The following is a 19545-nucleotide window of genomic DNA, read 5'->3' as shown; positions in this document are numbered from 1 at the left end:
GCGCTCACATGGTGCGGAAGTTGACACCGACCATGATACGGCGGCCGGAGTAGTTCAGGTCGAGCAGATTGGGCGTGCCGTCCGCGAAGGGCGCGAACTGGGCCTGGCTGTTCGACGTGGTGGCATTGGTCAGGTTGCGGCCTTCGATAAAGAACTCCACGTTCGGGTTCCAGCGGTACGAGAGCTTGGCGTCCACGAAGCGCGTGCCGTCCTTGAAGTTCGGCGAACCCGGGTTGTACGGGAAGCCCACGCGCACAGGAGCCGCGTTCGGGTAGTTGTTCACGCCGGCCGCGTTGCAGGAAGCGATGCAGTTGAAGTACGCGGCCACCGCCTGCACGGCCACGCGCGCGGCCAGCTTGCCGTCGTCGTACCAGATCGCCCAGTTGTAGGTGTACTTCGATTCACGCGCCGGCGGCAGCGGGGTGCCGGTCAGCAGGTCCACGATGTATTCATTGGTCGCCTTCGAGCGCTGCTTGCTGTAGTTGGCGTCCAGGCCGGTGTAGCGCAGCACGGAGGGCAGGAAGGTGAAGGCGGTCTTGGTGCTCAGTTCCAGGCCGTTGCGGCTGGTGGCGGCGCCGTTCATCCAGGTGGAATAGTCGAACAGCACGCCCGACAGCGGAATGCCGGTCGAAGGATCGACCAGGTCGGTGCCGGCGAACAGCGGCACCTGCGACACGCCTTGCGCAATGGCCGGCCCCACCTTGCCGCGCTGCCGGAAGGCGGCCACGCTGAACATGGTGTCGCGGTTCGGATAGTACTCGACCGAGAAGTTCTGGTTCACGTTCTGCTGCGCCTTCAGCAGCGGGTTGCCGATGGTGCCGGAGCAGCGCTGGAAGACTTCGTTCTCGTCCTCGCGGCGCTCGTCGAAGGTGCAGGTGCCCGAAGGCAGCAGGCGCGAGACTGGCGGCCGGGCCACGGTCTTGGCGGCGCTGTAGCGCGCCACCAGCTGGTCCGGCATCAGCCACATGGCCAGGTTCAGGCTGGGCAGGATGTCGTTCGCGGTCGCTTCGGTGCGCGTGGCCTGGGACACGCGCGTGGTGAGCGTGCCGCCCGGCACGTCCGGGTTGAAGGGATCGTAAGTGTCGGTCTTGGTGATGGCGACGAAGGTCATCATGCCGGTGCCGTCCACCCGCGTGCGCACGTAGCGCACGCCTACGTTGCCGTCCAGCTCCAGGCCGAAGGGCAGCGCGCGGTTGGTGAAGGGAACGCGGTCCACGCTGAAGTCGCCCATCAGGTAGAAGGCGGACGTGCGTTCCTTCAGTTGGGCGTAAGGCTGGTCGTACACCTTGCCGTCGCTGGCCTTGCAGCGCTTTACGCAGTCGAAGTTGGCGTTGGGGATGCCGGTCAGCGCGAACACCTTTTCCACGTCGATCTGGGTCCAGTTGTCCATCAGCCCTTCGGGGCGGTCCTTGGCGCCGTGGAAGAAGCTGGTGGGCGTGGCTTGCAGCACCATGGTTTGCTTGAGCAGGTCCAGGAACTGCGGCATGGTCATCACCGCCGAGCTGTCGAAGGCCTGGCGCGTGTTGTCCTTCATGATCAGGCCATACTGGCACTTGTTGCCGCCGGGCGCCAGCGAGCCGGGCGTGTCCTGGCAGCCGTACAGCGTGCTGCGCAGGGTGGGCGAGGGCAGCACCAGCGGCGCCACGTAGCCGGGCTGGCCGAAGGTGCCCACCGGGTCGCGCAAAATGTAGCCGCCGTTGTTGATGGTCCAGCTGTTGCTGCTGGTGTCGCGCAGGTTGAAGCCGGACTTGATGCGCTTCAGGAAGGGGACCGATTCCGGCATGGCATAGGCCACGTCCAGCTTGGCGGTGCGCTCGCCGCTTTCGCGGATTTGCGGTTCCCAGGTCACGTTGGGCGAGGACGTCACGGCCTGCTGCTGCGCCGCCGTGTAGGCGGGGATGGCGTTCGAATTGTAGGGGCCGGGCTTGACCGCCGCGCTGGCGCCGTTCGGGTACAGCTTGGCGAAACGGTCGAAACTCTGCTCCTTGATCGGATCGATTTCGGGGAAGGTGTAGCCCCACAGGCCATTGGACAGCAGGCGGGCGGTGGCCGGGCCGTAGTAGTCGATGAAGGACAGGCGCTTGGCGCCGCGCTGGAAGTCGGAGCCGGCATCGCCGACGAAGAATTCGGCGGTCAGGCCGCCGCGCTTGAAAGTGCCGCCCAGCTGCAGGTACTTGGCGGTGGTCAGGCCGATGTCGTGCAGCTGGTCGGTGCGGGCGGCGCCGCCCTGGAAGGTGTACTGCGTCAGGTGGTGGGCCGCGTCCACGCTCACCGAGCCGGGCACCGTGTTCGGCACGCCGTTGGCCACGGCCAGGTTGCCCAGGCTGTAGGCCAGCTGGTTGATGTCGTTGTGGCGCTTGTTGTAGCTGCCCTTGGCGTACACCGTCAGCTCGTCGCTGACCTTGAAGTCGGCCCGCAGGTCGAGGTTCTTGCGGCGGTCGATTTCACGCTTGACCAGGTAGCGCGGGCCGGACGGCGTGTAGTCGTTCCACTGGTTCAGGCAGGTGGTCAGTTCGTTGTTGCGCTGGGTCTGCGCCGCCGTTCGCGCCGTCGATGAAATGGCGTTGAGCTGGGCGGCGCTCAGCGCCGGGAAGGCGGCGGCGCAATCGGCCTTGGTTTTCGCCGCCGCCGAGCGGGTGACGATGTCGAGCGGGCTGCCCGAGTTGAAGAAGCCGCCTCCGGCCAGCGGCGACTGCAGCAGCGGGTTGGTGGCCGCCATGTCGGCCGTGTTGACGGTGCCGGGCTGGAAGGTGAAGGTCTTTTCCGGCGAGTTGTCGAAGTCGTACAGGCGAAAGTAGCCCTGGTTGCCGTTGCCGGCCGTTTGCGCCGAATGGCCTTCGTTGAGCAGCGTGGTGGTGGAGGCGTTGAGCAGCAGGCCGAGCCGGCCGTCCAGGAATTTGTCGGCCAGGATCAGGTTCGCGTCCGGCTCCCAGGTCCTGTTCAGCGAGTGCTGGGTGGCGCCGAGGCGCAGCGAGGCGAAGGGCTTCTTGAAATCGAGGCCGGTGCGGGTCTTGATGATGATGCTGCCGCCCAGCGCGCCCTCGGTCATGTCGGCCGTGGAGCCCTTGACCACGTCCACGCTCTTGATCAGGTCCGCCGACAGCTGGCGGAATTCCACGGCGCGGCCGTCGCCGCCGCCGTTCATGTCGGCGCCGCCGGCCGACTGCACGCCCTGGCCGTCCAGCTCCACGCGCGTCAGTTCCGGGCCGTTGCCGCGCACGGCCACGCTCACGCCTTCGCCGAACTCGCCCCGGTCCAGCGCAATGCCGGCCATGCGCGAGATGGCCTCGCCGATATTGCGGTCGGGGAGCGAACCGACGTCCTCGGCCACGATGGAGTCGATCGCCGTGGCGGCGTTCTTCTTGCGTTCAATGCTGGACTGCTGCGATGCGCGCGTGCCGACAACCAGCACTTGCTTCACTGGTTCGCCGGCGGCGGCGGGCGTGCTTGCCGGCGCGGGCGCGCCGTCCTGCGCCTGCGCCTGTGCGTCCGGCAGCGGTGCGCCCATCATCAGCACGGCGGCCGATACGGCGGCGCAGGTGGCCTTGCGCTGGCTGGGGGGAGTGTTTTTCGTCATGGTCTGATCCGATGCTTTCGAGTCGCTGGTTAGGGTTCCAGATGACATAGGCGTACGCCTTAAGATCACCACGGTGCCGCTCGTCCCGACTCTGCCTACCAGATCGGTACACATCAGCAGCCTGTCGACCGCTTCGGAAATGCCGTATGCGCCCGCCAGCGCATTGGTGTTCACGCCCTCAAGAATGTCGGCTGACGTCAATATATTGATGCCTGCCTGGCGCGCGAACTCCGGGATGGAGTCCGTCGCCACGCCGGCCGGTATATTGAACGGCCGCGCCGATTCCTGCGCAGTGGACGTGCCCGCATGAGCTGCCATGCTCACGGCCAGAACCACCCCGGCCGCGTGAGCGCATTGGTGCATGGACAACATGCACATCTCCTCTAATCTGGTTGGCGGAACTATGCTGCTCCGTTATGAATTAAGACTGCCGGCGAAAGCATTTCCTCACGCCGCCGCAAGGAAAAGGCTAAACAGTCAGCGACATGATCAGCGGCCGATAAAGATGGTGTCGGCGGTGATGGTGACCGGCACCGCCAGCACCGTGCTCACGTCCTTGGCGAACAGCTCGGGCGCGTCCAGCTTGTACTGGCCGAACAGGCGCTTGCTGCCCAGGGCTGCGTCCGCGATGACGATGGTCTTGGGGCTGTAGCGGTTGAAGTCTGCGACCGCGTCGCTCAGGGTTTGGTTCTTCAGTATCAATTGGCCCTCTCGCCATGCCAGCTTGCGGTTGACCTCGGACGGCTGGCGGGTGATGGAAATGGCGCTGGCTTCGGGCTCGAGGAAAGCGCGTTCGCCTGCTGTCAACTGGCGCCGTTGCGATGTGCGGCCCTTGCTCCAGACCTCGACCGTGCCTTCGGTCACCAGCACCTCCGCTCCTTGCGCAAAGCGCCGCACGGAAAAAGCGGTGCCCACGGCGCGGATGCGCGCGTCGCCTGCCGACACGATGAAGGGCTTGGACTTGTCCTTGGCCACCTCGAACCATGCTTCGCCCTTCTGCAGGTCGATCTTGCGTTCGCGGCTGGTGAATTCCACTTCGATCCGGCTGCCGCCGTTGATGGTGGCGATCGACTTGTCCTGCAGCGGCACCTTGCGGAACTCGCCCTTGGCGGTGACCAGCACCTTGTCCTCGAACAGGCCGGAAAAGTTCATGGCGCCTGCCGTGGCGGCCAGGCAGGCGGCCATGGCGGCGTACTTGACGAAGCCGCGCCTCGGCCGGTCCGCCTGCGGCGCGGCCGCTTGCGGCACCGTGGCCAGGTTGATGGCGTTGTAGATGGCCATGGCGCGCACGTACGCGCCCTGGTGGCGGGTATCGGCCGCGTACCATGCGTCGAACGCCGCGCTCTCCGCGCAGCCCAGGCCGCGCGCGTGCCTGCGCGCCACCCATTCGAAGGCTTCGTTGTCAATCTTGGACATTGCTTCTCTTTGCTGCACGTTTTCTTGCGATGAATTTGGTGTCGCCCGTTTCCTGATCCACGCCATGCCGGGCGATCATTTCCGACATCAGCCGCATTCCCTTCATCATTTCATGTTCCACCACGCCGTCGCTCAGGCCCAGCGTTTCGGCGGTTTCCTGCTGCGACAGGCCGTGGATGCGGCGCGCCCGGAAGACGGACTTGCAGCGGTCGGGCAGCTTGGCCACCAGCCCGATCACCCATTTCAGCTCCGAGCGCGCGAACACCACGCGCTCGGGCGAGGGCGTGCTGTCGGCGATATCGAGGTCGTCGAGATTGGCGATGGCTTCGATCTGCACCACTGCGTCACGCTTGATGCGGTCCAGGACGATGTTCTTGGCCGCGCGGAAGACAAAGGGCTTGGGATCGCGCACGTGGTCCAGGCTGGGCATGGACAGGATGCGGTAGCAGGTTTCCTGCACCACGTCGTCAATCTCGGCCGGGCCGGTGCAGACCCGGCGCAGCATCCTGCGCAGTTCCGCCTCGTGGGGCAGGAAGTGTATTGTCAGCCAGTCTACTACTTCGGTGTGCATAAGCTCGCTCATTCTAGCGTCCCCTGATACTTAAGACGAACACGCAAGCTTACTCCTCAAGGTTTTCGGGATGGCCCTTGAATCAATCAATCCGTTGAGCGTTTGCCGGTCTTCGGCGACGGCGGGCATGCATTCGGCAATAGGCGGTTGACAACGTACGGCCTCTCCGCTAGTTTGCGGCATCGGCCACTCATACTAAGCCCCATGAAGCACTACCTCACCGCCTTGCTGGCCTGCTGCGGCATTGCCGCCGCCAGCACCGCCTCCGCCGAACAGTTCAGCGTACTGGTGTTCTCGAAAACCGCCGGCTGGCACCACGATTCCATCCCGGCCGGCGTGGCGGCGCTGCAGGAACTGGGCAAGCTGCACGACTTCAAGGTGTTCTGGACGGAGGACGCCAACCGCGTCTTCAACGACAAGGAACTGGCCAAGTACCAGGCGGTCGTGTTCCTGCTGACCACCGGCGACATACTGGACGAGCCGCAGCAGGCCGCGTTCGAGCGCTACATCCAGGCCGGCGGCGGCTACGTGGGCGTGCACAGCGCGTCGGACACCGAGTACGGCTGGCCGTGGTACGGCAAGCTGGTGGGCCGCACGTTCTCCATGCATCCGGCCGTGCAGACGGCGGTGCTGAATGTGGAGGACCGCAACTTCCCCGGCATGGAGCGCTTCGCCGCGCGCTCGCTGGCCACCGATGAATGGTACGAGTTCGGCCCGCCGCGCTCGGACCAGCTGAAGTACCTGCTGACGGTGGACGAAAGCAGTTACAAGCCCGAGGCGCGCTGGGGCGAGCGGCACAGCAAGGGCATGGGCAGCTTCCACCCGGTCAGCTGGTACCAGTACTACGACAACGGACGCTCGTTCTACACGGCGCTGGGCCACCTGCCGGCGACCTACGGCGATCCGGTATTCCGCCATCACCTGTATGGCGGCATCTACTGGGCGGCCACCGGCAACACCTTCAAGGCCGAGTAGTGTGATCGCGGCGCGACAGGGCGGCTGGCCTGGCGAGCCATTTGATTGACCTGGGGAGCCGATGCGCGGGTAGTGCATTTCGTATTTTGTCATCTGGTTAAGATGAATCGTTTGCCAGCTTCGCCAAGAAGAGCTGCAAAAATCCATCTCGAAGACCATAGACAGGAGACTATTCATGCACGCTCGCTTTGCCAGTTCCTTGCTTGCCGCGATACTGCTCGCGGCGGGTGCGCAGGCCGCCGCCAGCACCCTGAACCAGAACGTTTCGTGGACCATAGACCGGGCGGGTACCACCAATAAATACCGCGTGGTGGCTTACGGCGACTCCATCTACGCCGGCTACAACGGTTCCACCACCAGCGCGGCCAAGTACTCGGCGCCGACGGTGGATGCGGAGTACCTGTCGGCACAGTGGAACGCGGATATCGAGAGCGTGCGCCGCACCAAGTCCGGCGCGGTTGCCGAGGACGTCTACAACAACAAGATCGTGGCCGAGCGCTCCTACATGCAGGCAAGCAGCACGCGTGTGGTGACCTTCGAAATGTGCGGCAACGACGGCTTGCAGGCGCGAACGGCCTACAAGAGCCAGACCGGCACCTGCAACGACGCCGTGCTGACGGCGGCGGAAAACAGCTGCAAGACCTATGTGACCGCCGCGATGGACTACATCAACGCGAATGCCTACGCTGGCGTGAAGCTGAAGGTGGTCTCCAACCTGCACTATCCGGGCTATGCGGCGGACAATACCCAAAGCTCCTGCAAGGACCCGAACACCGGCGCCACCGTGCGCATGCAGGACAAGTTCCTGCCGTCGCTGGCCCGCATCAACCACATGATGTGCGACGTGGCGCGCCAGAAGGGCTTTATGTGCGCGGACAACTTCGCCCAGTACATGGGCGCGGACCACGACAGCAACGGCGACGGCCAGATCGATTCCGAAGCGCTGCGCTACGTGCCGGGCGAGAGCCAGTCCAGCTACGTGAACCGCATCACCACCACGTTGCGCTCCACCATCCGCGACGCCAACACCCACTTCGTCTCCAGTAGCAGCAGCTACGACTACATCCAGTCCGACGACACCCACCCGACCTACACCGGCAGCACCGTCACCGCCGGCCTGTTCGGCGGCACCACCGGCAGCGGCGCGCCGCGCTATACCTCGTTCTCGGGCGGGAAGAATCCGATCTGGAACCAGTACGGCCACGAGCGCATGGGCTGGGCCGTATCGGTGTTCAACCTGCCGACGCCATAACGCGGGCATGCGGCCCAGCCGTGGCTATCTGGGCGCTGCGCTGATGCTCCTGGTTGGGGGCGTCAGCCTGGCGCTCTTCCTTTGGCTGTGGTCCGGCGGGGACGACGGTGCTGCGGCGCCCGTTCCCGTTGCGCTTCCGGCCGCCCCGGCGGCGGCCCCCGTCCAGCCCGCGCCGGCGCCCGGCGCGCCGCCCAGGCTCGCGCAAAGCCCGCCGCCGGCACCGGAAGGGGACGCCGATCCCACGCGCGACCTGAAAAGCTACGTCGTGCGCGGCGAGAACCCCAGCATGGGCGAAGTCATCAAGCGCCTCCATGAGCGCGGCGTCCATACCGGGCTGGGGGCGTTTTCGCCGCCGGGCACCAGCCCGCCGCTGGCGGGCCTGGCCGTCCCTGCCGACTTTGCGCTGCCCGAGGGCTATGTGCGCCACCACCAGTCCACCGACGACGGCCAGCCCATTGAAGCCATCCTGATGTTCGCTCCCGGTTTCCAGCTGCGCGACGCCGCGGGCCAGCCGGTGGCCATGCCCGAGGACCGCGTGGTGCCCCCGGAGCTGGCGCCGCCGGGGCTTCCGGTGCGGCGCGTCGTCATCCCGCCACCTTCCGATCCGGCCGCATTCGGCCGCTGAACCTCATGATGCAATCTATTTTCTCCCGCCATGCCCGGCTGCGCACGGCCGCCTGCATACTGGCGAGTGCGGCCCTGGCCGCACTGTATGTGCGCGGCGGCCCGGGCTGGATGCTCGGTTTCGCGTTCCTGGTACCGTGGCTGCGCGCGCTGGACGCCAGCCGGACACTGGCTGGCGCAATGCTGAGCGCTTATGCGATGTCGGTGGCCTTCACCGCAGCCGCCTTCGGGTGGTTCGGCACGGCGCTCGGGCGGTATGCGGACGTCGGCGGCGGCGCCGGGCTGGCCGTGCTTCTGCTGGCTGCGCCGCTGTTCCAGCCGCAGTTCCTCGTGTTCGCACTGGTGCGCCATGTGGGCGCGCGCTGCTACGGCCCGGCGCCGCGCGCGCTGGCTGCTGCTGCCGCTTGGGTGGCGGCGGAGTGGCTGCTGCCACGGCTGCTCGGCGACACGCTGGGCTATGGCCTGTATCCCTCCCGCCTGCTGCGCCAGGCCGCCGGCGTTGGCGGCGCTGCGGGGCTGACGCTGCTGCTGTTGCTGGCCAACGAGGCCGTGGCGGCGGCGCTTGCGCGGCGCGCGGAAGGGTGGCGCGGCGCGGTGCGGCCGCTGGCGCTGGCGGCCCTGGCGCCGGCTCTGCTGGCAGGCTATGGCCTGGTTGCGCTGTCCGGCGAAGCTGCGCCGGCCGGCAAGCCGCTGCGCATGGGGCTTATCCAGGCCAACCTGGTGGATTACGAAGGGCAGCGCGAGCGCAAGGGTGCGTACGCCGTGGTGCGCGAGGTGCTTGATACGCATTTCGCAATGAGTTACGACGCGGTGGTGCGGCAGCGGGCGGACGCGGTGCTGTGGTCGGAGACGGCTTATCCCACTACCTTCGGCCGGCCCAAGAGCGAGGCCGGGGCGGAGTTCGACCGCGAAATCCTTGCCAACGTGGATGCGGCCGGGGTGCCTTTCGTGTTCGGTACCTATGAGCGGGACAGCGCCGGCGAATACAACGCGGCCGCCTTCGTGCAGCCGGGCAACGGATTGCTGGGCTTCTACCGCAAGACGCGCCTGTTTCCGCTCACGGAGTACGTGCCGGCCTGGCTGGGCGGCCCTGCGCTGCGGCGCCGGCTGCCGTGGGCGGGCGCCTGGCAGGCCGGTAGCGGCGCGCGCGTGTTTCCGCTGAGGCTGGCGGATGGCCGCGAGGTGCCGGTGCTGCCGCTGATATGCCTGGACGATGTGGACACCGGCCTGGCGATCAGCGGGGCGCGGCTGGGGGCGCAGGCGATACTCACCTTGTCGAATGATTCCTGGTTCAGCGCGGACCAGCAGGGGGCGCAGCTGCACCAGGCGGTGGCGGCGTTCCGCAGCATTGAGACGCGGCTGCCGCAGTTCCGCGTTACCACCAACGGCTATAGCGCGGTGATCGACGCCACCGGCGCCGTTCTGGCGGGCACGCGCATGGGGGAACCTGCGCTGCTGATCGCGGACGTGCCGCTGCGCCATCCGGCGCCTACCTTGATGGTGCTGTGGGGGGACTGGGTCGGGCTTGCCGCCAGCGTCTTCCTGCTGGTGCTGGCGGCGGCGCGGGCGCAGCGATCGTGGCGCGGCGCGCCGCAGCCGCAACCGCTGCCGTTGGCCGCATATGCCGCGTCGTCGGCGCCGCGTCCGATGGCGTTTCCAGCCAGGGTGGTGCTGCTGCCGCCGGGCGCGCGATTAGCCGCAGGCTTGCTGCGCACAGTGGCGCGCATCGGCTTGCTGGGCATGTGCGCGGCGCTGCTGCTCAATGAACCCCTGCGCGCCAACACGCTTGCGCAGATGCGCATGTTTGCCGTGCTGTTCCTGGTCCCCGAGGCGGCCGCGTGGTGCCTGCTGCGCGCCTTTGCCGCACAAGCCACGCTGGAGAAGGGCAGTCTTCAGGCGCGCAGCTCGGGCCATCGCGGCCCGCAAGGCGGCCAACAGGGCGGCCAACAGGGCGGCCAACAGGGCGGCGCGCTGGTGCTGACGCGCGGCACGCAGCGCCTTGAACTGGCGCTGGCCGAGATCGCTGCAGTCGAGCCATGGCGCCTGCCGATCCCCGGCTCGGGCGCCGCGCTGCGGCTCGTGTCCGGCCAGCGCTGGCGCTATGCCCTCGGGCTGCCCGACCCCGCCGCCCTGGCCGCAGCCCTCGCCGCCGCCACGCCCAACGCGCCCGTCACAGGCACTAGTGCCACCGCCGGCGCCATCGCTACCTCTGCAACCTTCGCCGCAGGTGCCGCCGGCGGCACCGTCATTGCTGCTGCCGCTGCGGCGACGCGCGGCACGCATCGCGCACACTCGGTGCTGGCTGTGTATACGCAGGCACGGGCGGCGCTGGGGCGCTGGCGGCTTGACCATCCCGTGTGCAAGTTCCTGCTGCTCCCCCTGGCGCTGGCTATCCCGGCGTTCCACCTGCACCAGCACATCGCCTACGGCAGCGCGCTGGGCGAGTACTACACCTTCGGCCTGAAGGCCTATCTCAGCGCATTCGCGCTGTGGTGGGCGGCATGGTCTATCGGCGTGGTGCTGTGTGCTGCGCTGCTGCGCGCCGTGATCGAGGCGGGGGCGCTGCTGGCGGTCGCGCTGCATCCCCCGGGAGCGGTCGCCGTCCGGCATGGCTTGGAGCGGGCAGGGCACGCGGCGCTGTATGCTGGCCTGCCGGCATGGCTGCTGCTGAACCTTCATGGCTCGTGATGCAGCCAGCCGGTGCAGGCGGCGACGGCCGGCGCGCATGATTGCCGCGCTGGCCGCCCGCCCATCGGGCCGTCGCCCGTCCGCCCGGCTTAGCTGCGGCTGCTGGTGCTGCTGCGGCGGCGCGCAAGCATGGCCAGCGGCATGGCCGCCAGCAGGATCAGCCATACCGTGCCCGGCTCAGGCACCACTTGCACATCGCTGATCGCGCTGGCGTTGGCCAACAGGTAGACGCCGCCCGGCGCTGCGCCCGGCTGCAGCGATACCGTGCCCAAGTCGCCGTCCGCGCCGAGGTAGCTGGTGTCGTTGAACAGCGCCCAGCCGAAGGTGGTGCCGACGTCGCCCGCGCCCATCATGAACGTGACGTCGAAGGAGAAGACGCCGCCCAGCGTGATGGCCTGCACCAGTTCACTGCCGCCGCCGGCGTTGCTGAACTCCAGCGGTCCGGGCAGGGTGCCGGTAATGGCGCCCGTCACATCGGCCGGCCCGGCCAGCGCGCCGGCCAGGTTGCTGACGGTGGCGCTGGCTTGCGCGGCGTCGGCCAGGCCGATGAAGTACAGGCCCAGGTAGGCCGGGCCGCCGCCCAGCGTGGCCGTGTCGATGCGCACGCTGTAGATCGGGCCGGCCGTCGCCGCTCCGGCGCCGCACAGCAGGGAGAAGGCCAGCATCAGCCTGGCCAGGAAGTCTTTCAGGTTGCTCATGTCGTTCATCCTTAATATTTGACGCTGACAAGTTTGCGCGTGTAGTTGATGGCTGCTTTCGCCGGATTGTTGAACACCGTGGTCACCGTGGCGCTCTGGCCGGGCGCCAGCTCGCCTACCGGCAGTGTGATGTAGGGCACGCCGTCCTTGGCGCCGGTGGCGTTGTCCAGCGTGACGCCGGCCGTCAGCCCTTGCAGGTGCAGGTGCAGCGGCCCGGTGATGGGGGCCTGCGTGGTGTTGGTGAAGGACACCGTGCCGGTGTACTTCTGCGTAAAGCGGTTCACCGTCAGGCCCGATTGCAGCATCTTCACGCTGGCGCTCACGTCCACCGGCGACAACAGGTCGTAGCGGGTGCCGTGGAAGCGCAACTCACCGTAGGAGGAAATGCCGGGGTAAGCCGGATCGGTGGGCGGGCCGGGATGGTCGACGCGCACCATGAAGTAGCGGTAGCGCTGGTTTTCCAGGCCTTCCAGAACCGGGATCACCTCCATTTCGAAGTTGCGGTTGGCAGTGTCGGTGGTTTCGCGGCTGGTCAGCAGCGTCCAGCTGGACTTGTCGTTCGAGCCGTACACATTGATGCCCTGCGAGCGGTTGCCGAACATGAAGCGCGCCTGGATGCCGAACGCTTCCACCGACACGCGGTAGTTTTCGCCGAAGTCGATGGTGGCCACGTCGCGCAGGTCGCCCGAGTAGCTGTTGTAGTCGCCGTCCACCAGCAGCGGGGCGCGGTTAGCGTCCAGCACGGTGGAGGTCACCATGTTCTTGCTCCAGTCCAGGCTGCCGTCCGAGGCCACGCGCGGATTGAGCAGCTCCAGCTTGACCGCCACCGCCTTGACGGAATTCAGCAGCGCGCCGAAGTCGGCGTCCGCCACGGTGTTCACGGCCGCCTGCAACGGCGCCAGTTCGGACTGGAAGCGGGCCAGCGAGGTGGTGGTGTAGACGGCGGCCGGATCGTAGCCGCCCAGCGCGGAAGCAAAGGCGGCAGCGCGGTCCGGCTGTACGCTCAGCCTGGCGGTCATGGTGCTGATGGAGACGCCGTCGGTGGCGCTCACGATGATGTCGTGCACCCCGGCTTGCGCGGCGGCCGGCGTCCAGCTGAAGGCGCCGGTGGCGCTATCCAGCGTGGCACCGGCGGGCAGGCGGATGGCCGAGTAGCTCACGCTGTCGCCTGCTTGCGCGTCGGTGGCCGCGTAGGACGCCTGGTAGGGGACGCCTTGCACGATCAGTTCCGTGACCGGGAAAGCCGGCATGGCGAAGCGCGGCGGCGTGAGCTGCGTCGGCGCGGCCATGTTGACGAAATCCACGTCCACCGTGGCGCCCTCGGCGCCGGTGAACTTGAAGTAGATGATGTTGTCGCCATAGGGCCGCCCGGCAGTGGCGGCGAAGGCGGAATCGGGCACGATGTAGCGCCACTGGCCGCCGGTGTCCGGCACCGTCATCTCGCACCACGGCGCGGCGGTGGCGGATGCGCTGGCGGCCAGCCTGGTGACGGCGTTGGTGCGCACCATCATGCCGACCGGCGCGTACTTGGCGCGGTCCGCGTAGCGCACGTCGTGGAACGCCACGGTGGCGCCGGCCGGCGTGACCCTGGCGTGGCCGTAGGTGCGTTCGGCCTCGGTCTCGCTGCTCCAGTCGCCGTCCAGGAAGACGGCCTTGCGCTCCGTTTCCAGCATGCCGGTGTTGGGCGGCAGCGGCACGCCGGTGAGCGGCAGGGGCAGGGTGAGGAAGGCTTCGGCGCCCATGTCCTTGTTGGCGGGCGCTGCCTGGCCCCAGGCGGTGACCGGGCCGTCCGCGTGCGCGGCGGCCGTGGCGAGATAGGGCGCCACCGCGTCCACGTCCACGCCTTGCTCGTATTTATACACGTTGTACAGTTCTGGAATGCCGCCCACTTCGTACAGGCGGCCGCGGTAGGCGCCGGAAATGTAGGAGGTGCCGCCGCTGGTGTCGGCCCATGGCGTGGTGTAGCCCAGCATGTACTGGGCATAGGCGTTCGCGCCCATCAGCACCCGGTTGCCGCCGAACCGGTACACGCTGACCGCGTCACCCGAGGTGGATGGCACGCCGGTGTAGGGATCGACCTTGGTGCCCTGGGCAGTAACCATGCGTAGCAGGCCGGTCAGGTTGTCCACGTTGTCGCCGCCGTGGGCCTGGTCGCGCGCCATTTCCTGGATCTGGTAGAAGGGATAGCCGACCTTGTTGAGCGGGTTGTCGGTGTCGATCAGCGGGATCAGCGGCAGGATGGCGCCGTTGATATCCTGCCGGGTGGAGCTGGCATTCACCGTCATCCATTCCACCGTTTCGTCGTAGCGGGCGCGGTTGTCGGTGAAGATGGCGCCCGCCATGCGGCCCACCAGCGAATACACGTGCTGGTTCATGAAGCGCTCCTTGCTGGCGAAGAAGGTGCGCTCCATGGGGTCGATCAGGTTGTCCTTCAGCTTCTGGGTGTCGGTATCGGTCCAGGCCAGCGGATAGGCCGTGTAGGTGGGGTCGCCCGGCGTGTAGCGCATGATCTCGGCGGCGGCCAGCATGCGGAATAGCGGCACGCCGTTGTGGATGTGCGCGTCCGGGAAGTAGGCGTAGCCGGCCGGGTTCATATTGCTCCAGGTACGCAGGATGCGCATGGCGTTGCGCCGGTACTCGTTGCGGCCGGTGACGTAGTACAGGATGGCCTGGGTGAGGGCGCCCTGCGAATCGTTGATCATGCGGGTCTGCGCCGTGCTGCCGTTGTAGTTGGGCGTGTTCGGCGTGTCCACCTTGGTGGCGTCGCGGTTGGTGGGCAGCAGGTTGATATTGGCGTAGTTGCAGCACACCATGGACAGGATGTTGTAGTACGTTTTGTACGGCTCGACGTCGGCGCGCGTTTGCAGGCGCGCGTAGTCCAGCTGTTCCAGCGTGAAGCCGAGGGCCGGGTGCTTGATGCCGGCCGCACTGACCACCGGCTGCGCCGCCGGCGTGGCCACGTAGCTGACCGCCTGCGCCGCGCCGGTCATAATCAGCAGCGCGGAGCCGGCTGATAGCGCTATCATTTTCAGTTTGACGCGGCCGTGGATTATTCCCCGCTGCCGCTCCGCATGGCATTGCTTGTGCATGATTTTGTCCTTGTAGTTGTGAATCACGTTAAGTCGCGTATCGAGTCCCGGTGTCTCCTTCCAGGTTCTTGTTATCGATACCACGCAAATATAGCATGACGTTTTTACAAATGCCGGACTTTTTGTTATCGATATCTTGATGTGTTGTATTGGCGCGATGCCGAAGCCAGTGGACGTTGCCGCGATGCAAGCGCGGCGCCGGCGAACAGCGCGGCCGCCGAGGCGATCAGCCCGCGCTCCAGGCCGGCCGGGCCGTCCGCGATCCAGCCCACGACGGTGGGGCCGACGATCTGGCCCAACGCGAACACCGTGGTGAACGCGCTGATGCCGGCCGACCAGCCTTCCTGCGGCAGGTTGTGGCGCACCAGTGCGGTGGTCGAGGCCACCACCGACAGGAACACGGCACCGAACACGATGCCGGAAGCGAAGACGACAGGCACGGCGCTGGTTAGCGCCGGCAGGATGGTGGCCACGCCCAGCACGGCGTTCAGTATCGCCAGCGACTCGCCGCCCCTGAAGCGGTCCAGCATGCCCGCCCAGATGCGCGAGGAGGCCACCACGGCCAGGCCGAGCAAGGTATAGAAGAGCGTAATCCGTCCCGCCGGCATGCCTTGTTGCTTGAGCAGGGCGATCACGAAGGTCATGTAACCGATGTAGCCCACGCCGAACATGAAATAGCCGCCCAGCCCGAAGCCGAATTCGCGCACGGTGAAGTGCTGTTTCTTGGCCTGTCCGGGCGGCGCTTCGCCTATCGCCTTCACCGGCAGCGCCATGATGGCGGTGGCGGCAAGGCAGGCAAGGCCGAGCGCCAGCCAGGGCCACTGCCAGGCATGCGCCGCCCCATGCTGTTGCGCCGTCTCCAGCGCGGCCGGCACCAGCAGCGCGGACAATGCGATGCCGAATCCGGTGCCGCCGTAATACAGGCCGATGTAGAAGCCGGCGCGCGCGCTGTGCATGGAACCGAGCCGCGCCGCCAGCACGCCGCCCGCGATGAACATGAAGGCGCTCGCCACCCCGGCGCACACACGCTGCAGGAACAGGGCTGCGGTGCCGGTCACCGCGCCCGACACCAGCATGAACAGGCTGGCCAGGATGGCGCCGGCCATCAGCAGGCGCCACACGCCGAGGCGGCGCATCAGCGCGGGCGTGGCCAGGGCGCCGAGGAAGTAGCCGAGTGCGTTGCAGGTGTTCATAGCCCCCGCCAGCAAGTAGGACCACCCGAGATCTGCGCGCATGGGCGGCAGCAGCAGGCCATACGAGAAGCGCGTCAGGCCGAGGGCGACGGCGGCGGCCAGCGAGAGCGCCAGCGCGGTGAGCAGGGGACGGGGCGGCGATGCGGTTGCAGGCATGGATGGGTTCCGGATGGAGTTCGTCCTGCATTTAACCAGATTTTTTGGCCGCGGGCGCCAGCGCCGCCGGCGCCAGGCCGAGGCCTGCTTGCTGAAGCGCGGCCACCTGCGCGCCGGTGGGCTGGTCCTTCATGGCGCCGAGGTAGACCAGGTCGCACTGGCGCTCGCGCGCGGCGGCAATGATCTCGGCGTAGGGGGAGGCGGCGGCGCGCGTGAGCGCCACGCAGGGCACGCCGATGGCCGCCGCGACTGCCGCCACCGTGCGCAGCACATCGCCGTCGCGCACCGCGCTGGCTGCGGGCGAGGACAGGTCGTCGTATGGCTGCAGGTACAGGGCGACCACCGTGGCCGACTGGGCGCGCGCCAGATGCATGCAGTGCGCGATGGCCGGCGCCGCGTCCGGATTGCCGTCCAGCGGAAGCAAAATGGAGGGGGACATGCTGTGCTCCTTGTCGGTGGCAACGGCGGGAGCCAAGTGGCTTTCTGCCTGCAAGTAGTGTTATCCAGATTGTGCGCCGCGAACAGGTACAAATGTTAAATTCTCGCCAGGCAGCGGCGGCGTGAGCAAAATCGTTGCAAAGTTGGAAATACAATCGGCGCCGCAGCAGGGGCGTCCCGATCATGCGCATGAGTTTTTTCGCGGCCGACGCCGGGACTGCGCGCAGCCGCTGCCCGCGCAACTATCATTGGCGCTGCCAATGCAGGCGTTCAAACGGAATCCCGTCCCATGCTCCAGTTTACAGTTTTACTCGCCGCCGCCCTCCTGGCGGGCAGCGCGATAGCGGTTGAGGCCTATCCGTCCGGGGAGAAGGCGTACACGCAGTCGCTGAACGGCGACTGGTCCTTCAAATACGTGCGCGGCCTGGAACCGGGCGCGGACGGCGGCTTCACCGCCCCCCGGTTCGATGCGTCGGCCTGGGCCACCATCCCGGTGCCCGCCAACTGGGAACTGAAGGGCTTTGCCGAGCCACACTATGCGGACCTGCTGAAGGACGGCCTGGGCCTGTACCGGCGCAGCTTCGCGGTGCCGGCCGGCTGGCAGGGCAGGCGAACCTTCCTGCGCTTCGAGGGCGTGGCGTTCGGCTACGAAGTGTGGGTGAACGGCCGGAAGGCAGGCGAGTCTTCCGCAAGTGCATTCAATCGGCATACTTTCGACGTGACGGACTTGCTGCTGCCGCAGCGCGGCGCTGGCAACCTGCTGGCCGTGCGCGTCACCACCAAGCCGCACGGCTTTGAATTCGATTTGAACGACGACTGGTCGCTGTCCGGCATTTACCGCGACGTGACGCTGTTCTCGCTGCCGGCGGCCCATGTGCAGGAGCTGGCGACCCGGACGCGCCTGCTGGACGGTGGCGCTGCGGAACTGTCGGTGGACGTGGCGCTGAGCCAGCCCGGCGCGCAAGTGCGGGCCAGGCTGCTGGCGCCGGACGGCACCCTGGCGGGAGAGCGCCTGCTGCCGCCGACGGCCGAGGTGCGGCGCGTGGCTGCGATCCGCGTCGCCAGGCCCCTGCTGTGGAGCGCCGAAACGCCGTCGCTGTACCGGCTGCAGTTGACCGTGTCGGCCGGCGGCAAGACCTTGCAGACAGTGGAGGAGCGCATCGGACTGCGCGAGGTGAGCATCGCCGGCGGCGTGCTGCAGCTGAACGGACGCCCGGTCAAGCTGCGCGGCGTGAACCATCACGACCTGGACCCGCAAACCGGGCGCGCAGTCACCGAAGCGCAGATGCGGCGGGATCTGGAGTTGATGAAGAAGGCGAACGTGAATTTCCTGCGCACTTCGCACTATCCGCCGCATCCGCGCCTGCTTGAGCTATGCGATGAAATGGGGCTGTACGTAATGGATGAAGTGGCCATCGGCCACGGCGAGAAGAACCTGGACAAGCCGGAATACCGCGACAGCATCCTGGCGCGCGTGCAGCCGACCATTGCGCGCGACAGAAACCGCGCCTCGGTGCTGGTCTGGAGCATAGGCAATGAGAACCCGATAACGGACGTGGAAATGGAGGCGGGGCGGCTGGCCAGGCAGATCGATCCGACGCGGCCCATCACGTATCCGAAGATAGGCAGCTACTTCGCGAAAAATTACGAGCGCATACCGGAGTTCGTCGATCTCTATTCGCCGCACTATCCGAGCAATGCCACGCTGGAAGGCTACGCGCAGAAGCTGAAGCGGCCGGTGATCCTGACCGAGTATGCGCACGCGCTGGGGCTGGCGACCGACCGCATCCAGGCGCAATGGGACATCATCCAGGCCACGCCCGGCTTTGCGGGCGGCGCGATCTGGCACTTTCACGACCAGGGCCTGCTGCGCACCAGCGCGCAGCCGCTTGAAGCGGGCAAGCCCACGCAGCTGGCATGGCTGGACAAGTTCCGGCATTACGACACGCACGGCCTGGATGGCGCGGACGGCCTGACCTACGCGGACCGCACGCCGCAAGTGGATTACTGGCAGATGCGCAAAGTGTATGCGCCGGTGCAGTTCGCCGAACGTTACGCCGCCGTGCGGCCGGGGGCGCAGCGGATTGCGCTGACCGTGGAGAACCGTTACGACTTCCGCTCGCTGCGCGGCTTCCGGCTGCTGTGGGCCTTGCAGCGCAACGGCAGGGATATCCAGCAGGGCAGCCTGGCGCCGGACGCGCCGGCGCGCGGCAGGCAAACGGTACACGTCCCGCTGTCGGTGCCAGCCGATGCGGCGACGGACGTGCTGGCGTTGCAGGTGCGCGCCGTGGACGAGCAGGGCCTGCAAGTGAACGAGCGCACGCTGAGGCTGGACCAGACGAGCGTGGCGCCAGGGGCGGCAGGGGCGGCGGGCGTGGGGAGCAGGGCAGCCTGGGCAAGCATGCTGCCGGCGCAGGGCGAGCCGGCCGTGACGGAGAGTGAAGCGGAAGTGCGCGTGGCGCTGCCGAACTGGGTGTTGACTGTGCAGCGTGCGTCTGGCGACCTGGCCATCCGCGACAGTAGCGGCAAGCTGCTGGTTGCCGGTATCTACCCGCACAGCGGCCGCAAGCCGACGATGGCCGAAGCGCTGCGCGCCAAGACATCGCCGCTATGGCTGTCGTCCACGCTGACCACGCTGGAGCAAGCCGCCGTCAAGGTAGAAGCGCGCGGTGGCGCTGTCCGCGTGGCCGTGTCGGGCTACTATCCCTGCAGGACGATCTGGCCGCGCAATCCGCAGCAATCCAGGCCGCAGCTCCTGCTGCCGGGCCGGATGATCTGCTGCCGGGTGGCACGGGGGGCACGAGCGGGACCGGCGGCGCTGGCCGCGCGCAGGGACCGGGCACCGGCAGGGGCAGTCTGAAAGGCGGC

Annotated in this window: 12 protein-coding genes; 5 read left to right on the top strand and 7 right to left on the bottom strand. The window is 67.3% G+C overall.

Annotated elements, in window-relative coordinates:
* Nucleotides 1-4: 4 nt before the first annotated feature.
* From ACFJI2_RS11945 to ACFJI2_RS11935, 3 genes are all read right to left on the bottom strand, one after another.
* Nucleotides 5-3577: a TonB-dependent receptor gene (locus ACFJI2_RS11945; protein ID WP_377705207.1), complete on the bottom strand. Its 3573-nt coding sequence runs from the start codon at nucleotides 3575-3577 to the stop codon at nucleotides 5-7.
* Between the two features lie 489 nt (nucleotides 3578-4066).
* Nucleotides 4067-4993, bottom strand: coding sequence for a FecR family protein (locus ACFJI2_RS11940; protein ID WP_377705206.1), 927 nt, complete (start codon nucleotides 4991-4993; stop codon nucleotides 4067-4069).
* A complete protein-coding gene (locus ACFJI2_RS11935) occupies nucleotides 4980-5576 on the bottom strand; it encodes an RNA polymerase sigma factor (RefSeq protein WP_377705205.1) in 597 nt (198 codons plus the stop codon). Before ACFJI2_RS11935 ends, ACFJI2_RS11940 begins: the two co-directional genes overlap by 14 nt.
* A 192-nt stretch (nucleotides 5577-5768) precedes the next feature.
* Between ACFJI2_RS11935 and ACFJI2_RS11930 the strand changes: the two genes are divergently transcribed.
* The 4 genes from ACFJI2_RS11930 to lnt all read left to right on the top strand — a co-directional run bounded on the left by ACFJI2_RS11930 (nucleotide 5769) and on the right by lnt (nucleotide 11103).
* Nucleotides 5769-6539, top strand: a complete 771-nt coding sequence (locus tag ACFJI2_RS11930; RefSeq protein ID WP_377705204.1) for a ThuA domain-containing protein — start codon at nucleotides 5769-5771, stop codon at nucleotides 6537-6539.
* A 175-nt stretch (nucleotides 6540-6714) separates the two neighbouring features.
* Nucleotides 6715-7791 carry an SGNH/GDSL hydrolase family protein gene (locus tag ACFJI2_RS11925; protein WP_377705203.1) on the top strand — a complete coding sequence of 359 codons (1077 nt, stop codon included), beginning with the start codon at nucleotides 6715-6717 and terminating at the stop codon, nucleotides 7789-7791.
* A gap of 43 nt (nucleotides 7792-7834) precedes the next feature.
* The gene (locus tag ACFJI2_RS11920) at nucleotides 7835-8416 is read left to right on the top strand and encodes a hypothetical protein (protein WP_377705202.1); all 582 of its coding nucleotides are present in this window, start codon (nucleotides 7835-7837) and stop codon (nucleotides 8414-8416) included.
* A gap of 5 nt (nucleotides 8417-8421) precedes the next feature.
* The gene (gene lnt / locus ACFJI2_RS11915; RefSeq protein WP_377705201.1) at nucleotides 8422-11103 is read left to right on the top strand and encodes an apolipoprotein N-acyltransferase; all 2682 of its coding nucleotides are present in this window, start codon (nucleotides 8422-8424) and stop codon (nucleotides 11101-11103) included.
* An 89-nt stretch (nucleotides 11104-11192) separates the two neighbouring features.
* Here the strand turns inward: lnt and ACFJI2_RS11910 are convergent, their stop codons facing one another.
* From ACFJI2_RS11910 to ACFJI2_RS11895, 4 genes are all read right to left on the bottom strand, one after another.
* On the bottom strand, nucleotides 11193-11801 hold the full coding sequence (locus tag ACFJI2_RS11910; RefSeq protein ID WP_377705199.1) for an NF038129 family PEP-CTERM protein: 609 nt from the start codon (nucleotides 11799-11801) through the stop codon (nucleotides 11193-11195).
* Nucleotides 11802-11812: 11 nt separating this feature from the next.
* Complete coding sequence (locus ACFJI2_RS11905) at nucleotides 11813-14827, bottom strand: putative Ig domain-containing protein (RefSeq protein WP_377705197.1); 3015 nt, start codon at nucleotides 14825-14827, stop codon at nucleotides 11813-11815.
* A gap of 188 nt (nucleotides 14828-15015) precedes the next feature.
* Nucleotides 15016-16239 carry a YbfB/YjiJ family MFS transporter gene (locus ACFJI2_RS11900; RefSeq protein ID WP_377705196.1) on the bottom strand — a complete coding sequence of 408 codons (1224 nt, stop codon included), beginning with the start codon at nucleotides 16237-16239 and terminating at the stop codon, nucleotides 15016-15018.
* A 31-nt stretch (nucleotides 16240-16270) separates the two neighbouring features.
* The gene (locus tag ACFJI2_RS11895; RefSeq protein WP_377705195.1) at nucleotides 16271-16678 is read right to left on the bottom strand and encodes a universal stress protein; all 408 of its coding nucleotides are present in this window, start codon (nucleotides 16676-16678) and stop codon (nucleotides 16271-16273) included.
* 288 nt (nucleotides 16679-16966) lie between these two features.
* Here ACFJI2_RS11895 and ACFJI2_RS11890 point away from each other — a divergent pair, with 288 nt between their 5' ends.
* Nucleotides 16967-19537, top strand: a complete 2571-nt coding sequence (locus ACFJI2_RS11890) for a glycoside hydrolase family 2 TIM barrel-domain containing protein (RefSeq protein ID WP_377705193.1) — start codon at nucleotides 16967-16969, stop codon at nucleotides 19535-19537.
* The last annotated feature ends 8 nt before the right edge of the window (nucleotides 19538-19545 follow it).

It is taken from the genome of Pseudoduganella sp. UC29_71 (genome assembly GCF_042693265.1).
Taxonomy (GTDB): Bacteria; Pseudomonadota; Gammaproteobacteria; order Burkholderiales; family Burkholderiaceae_D; genus Rugamonas.
This window is presented reverse-complemented; position numbering and strand designations above follow the sequence as displayed.

Bases quoted from the DNA above. Each gene is read 5' to 3' on its own strand.
- ACFJI2_RS11945 (WP_377705207.1), bottom strand. From the start codon at position 3,577: ATGACGAAAAACACTCCCCCCAGCCAGCGCAAGGCCACCTGCGCCGCC.
- ACFJI2_RS11940 (WP_377705206.1), bottom strand. From the start codon at position 4,993: ATGTCCAAGATTGACAACGAAGCCTTCGAATGGGTGGCGCGCAGGCAC.
- ACFJI2_RS11935 (WP_377705205.1), bottom strand. From the start codon at position 5,576: ATGAGCGAGCTTATGCACACCGAAGTAGTAGACTGGCTGACAATACAC.
- ACFJI2_RS11930 (WP_377705204.1), top strand. From the start codon at position 5,769: ATGAAGCACTACCTCACCGCCTTGCTGGCCTGCTGCGGCATTGCCGCC.
- ACFJI2_RS11925 (WP_377705203.1), top strand. From the start codon at position 6,715: ATGCACGCTCGCTTTGCCAGTTCCTTGCTTGCCGCGATACTGCTCGCG.
- ACFJI2_RS11920 (WP_377705202.1), top strand. From the start codon at position 7,835: ATGCTCCTGGTTGGGGGCGTCAGCCTGGCGCTCTTCCTTTGGCTGTGG.
- lnt (WP_377705201.1), top strand. From the start codon at position 8,422: ATGATGCAATCTATTTTCTCCCGCCATGCCCGGCTGCGCACGGCCGCC.
- ACFJI2_RS11910 (WP_377705199.1), bottom strand. From the start codon at position 11,801: ATGAGCAACCTGAAAGACTTCCTGGCCAGGCTGATGCTGGCCTTCTCC.
- ACFJI2_RS11905 (WP_377705197.1), bottom strand. From the start codon at position 14,827: ATGATAGCGCTATCAGCCGGCTCCGCGCTGCTGATTATGACCGGCGCG.
- ACFJI2_RS11900 (WP_377705196.1), bottom strand. From the start codon at position 16,239: ATGCCTGCAACCGCATCGCCGCCCCGTCCCCTGCTCACCGCGCTGGCG.
- ACFJI2_RS11895 (WP_377705195.1), bottom strand. From the start codon at position 16,678: ATGTCCCCCTCCATTTTGCTTCCGCTGGACGGCAATCCGGACGCGGCG.
- ACFJI2_RS11890 (WP_377705193.1), top strand. From the start codon at position 16,967: ATGCTCCAGTTTACAGTTTTACTCGCCGCCGCCCTCCTGGCGGGCAGC.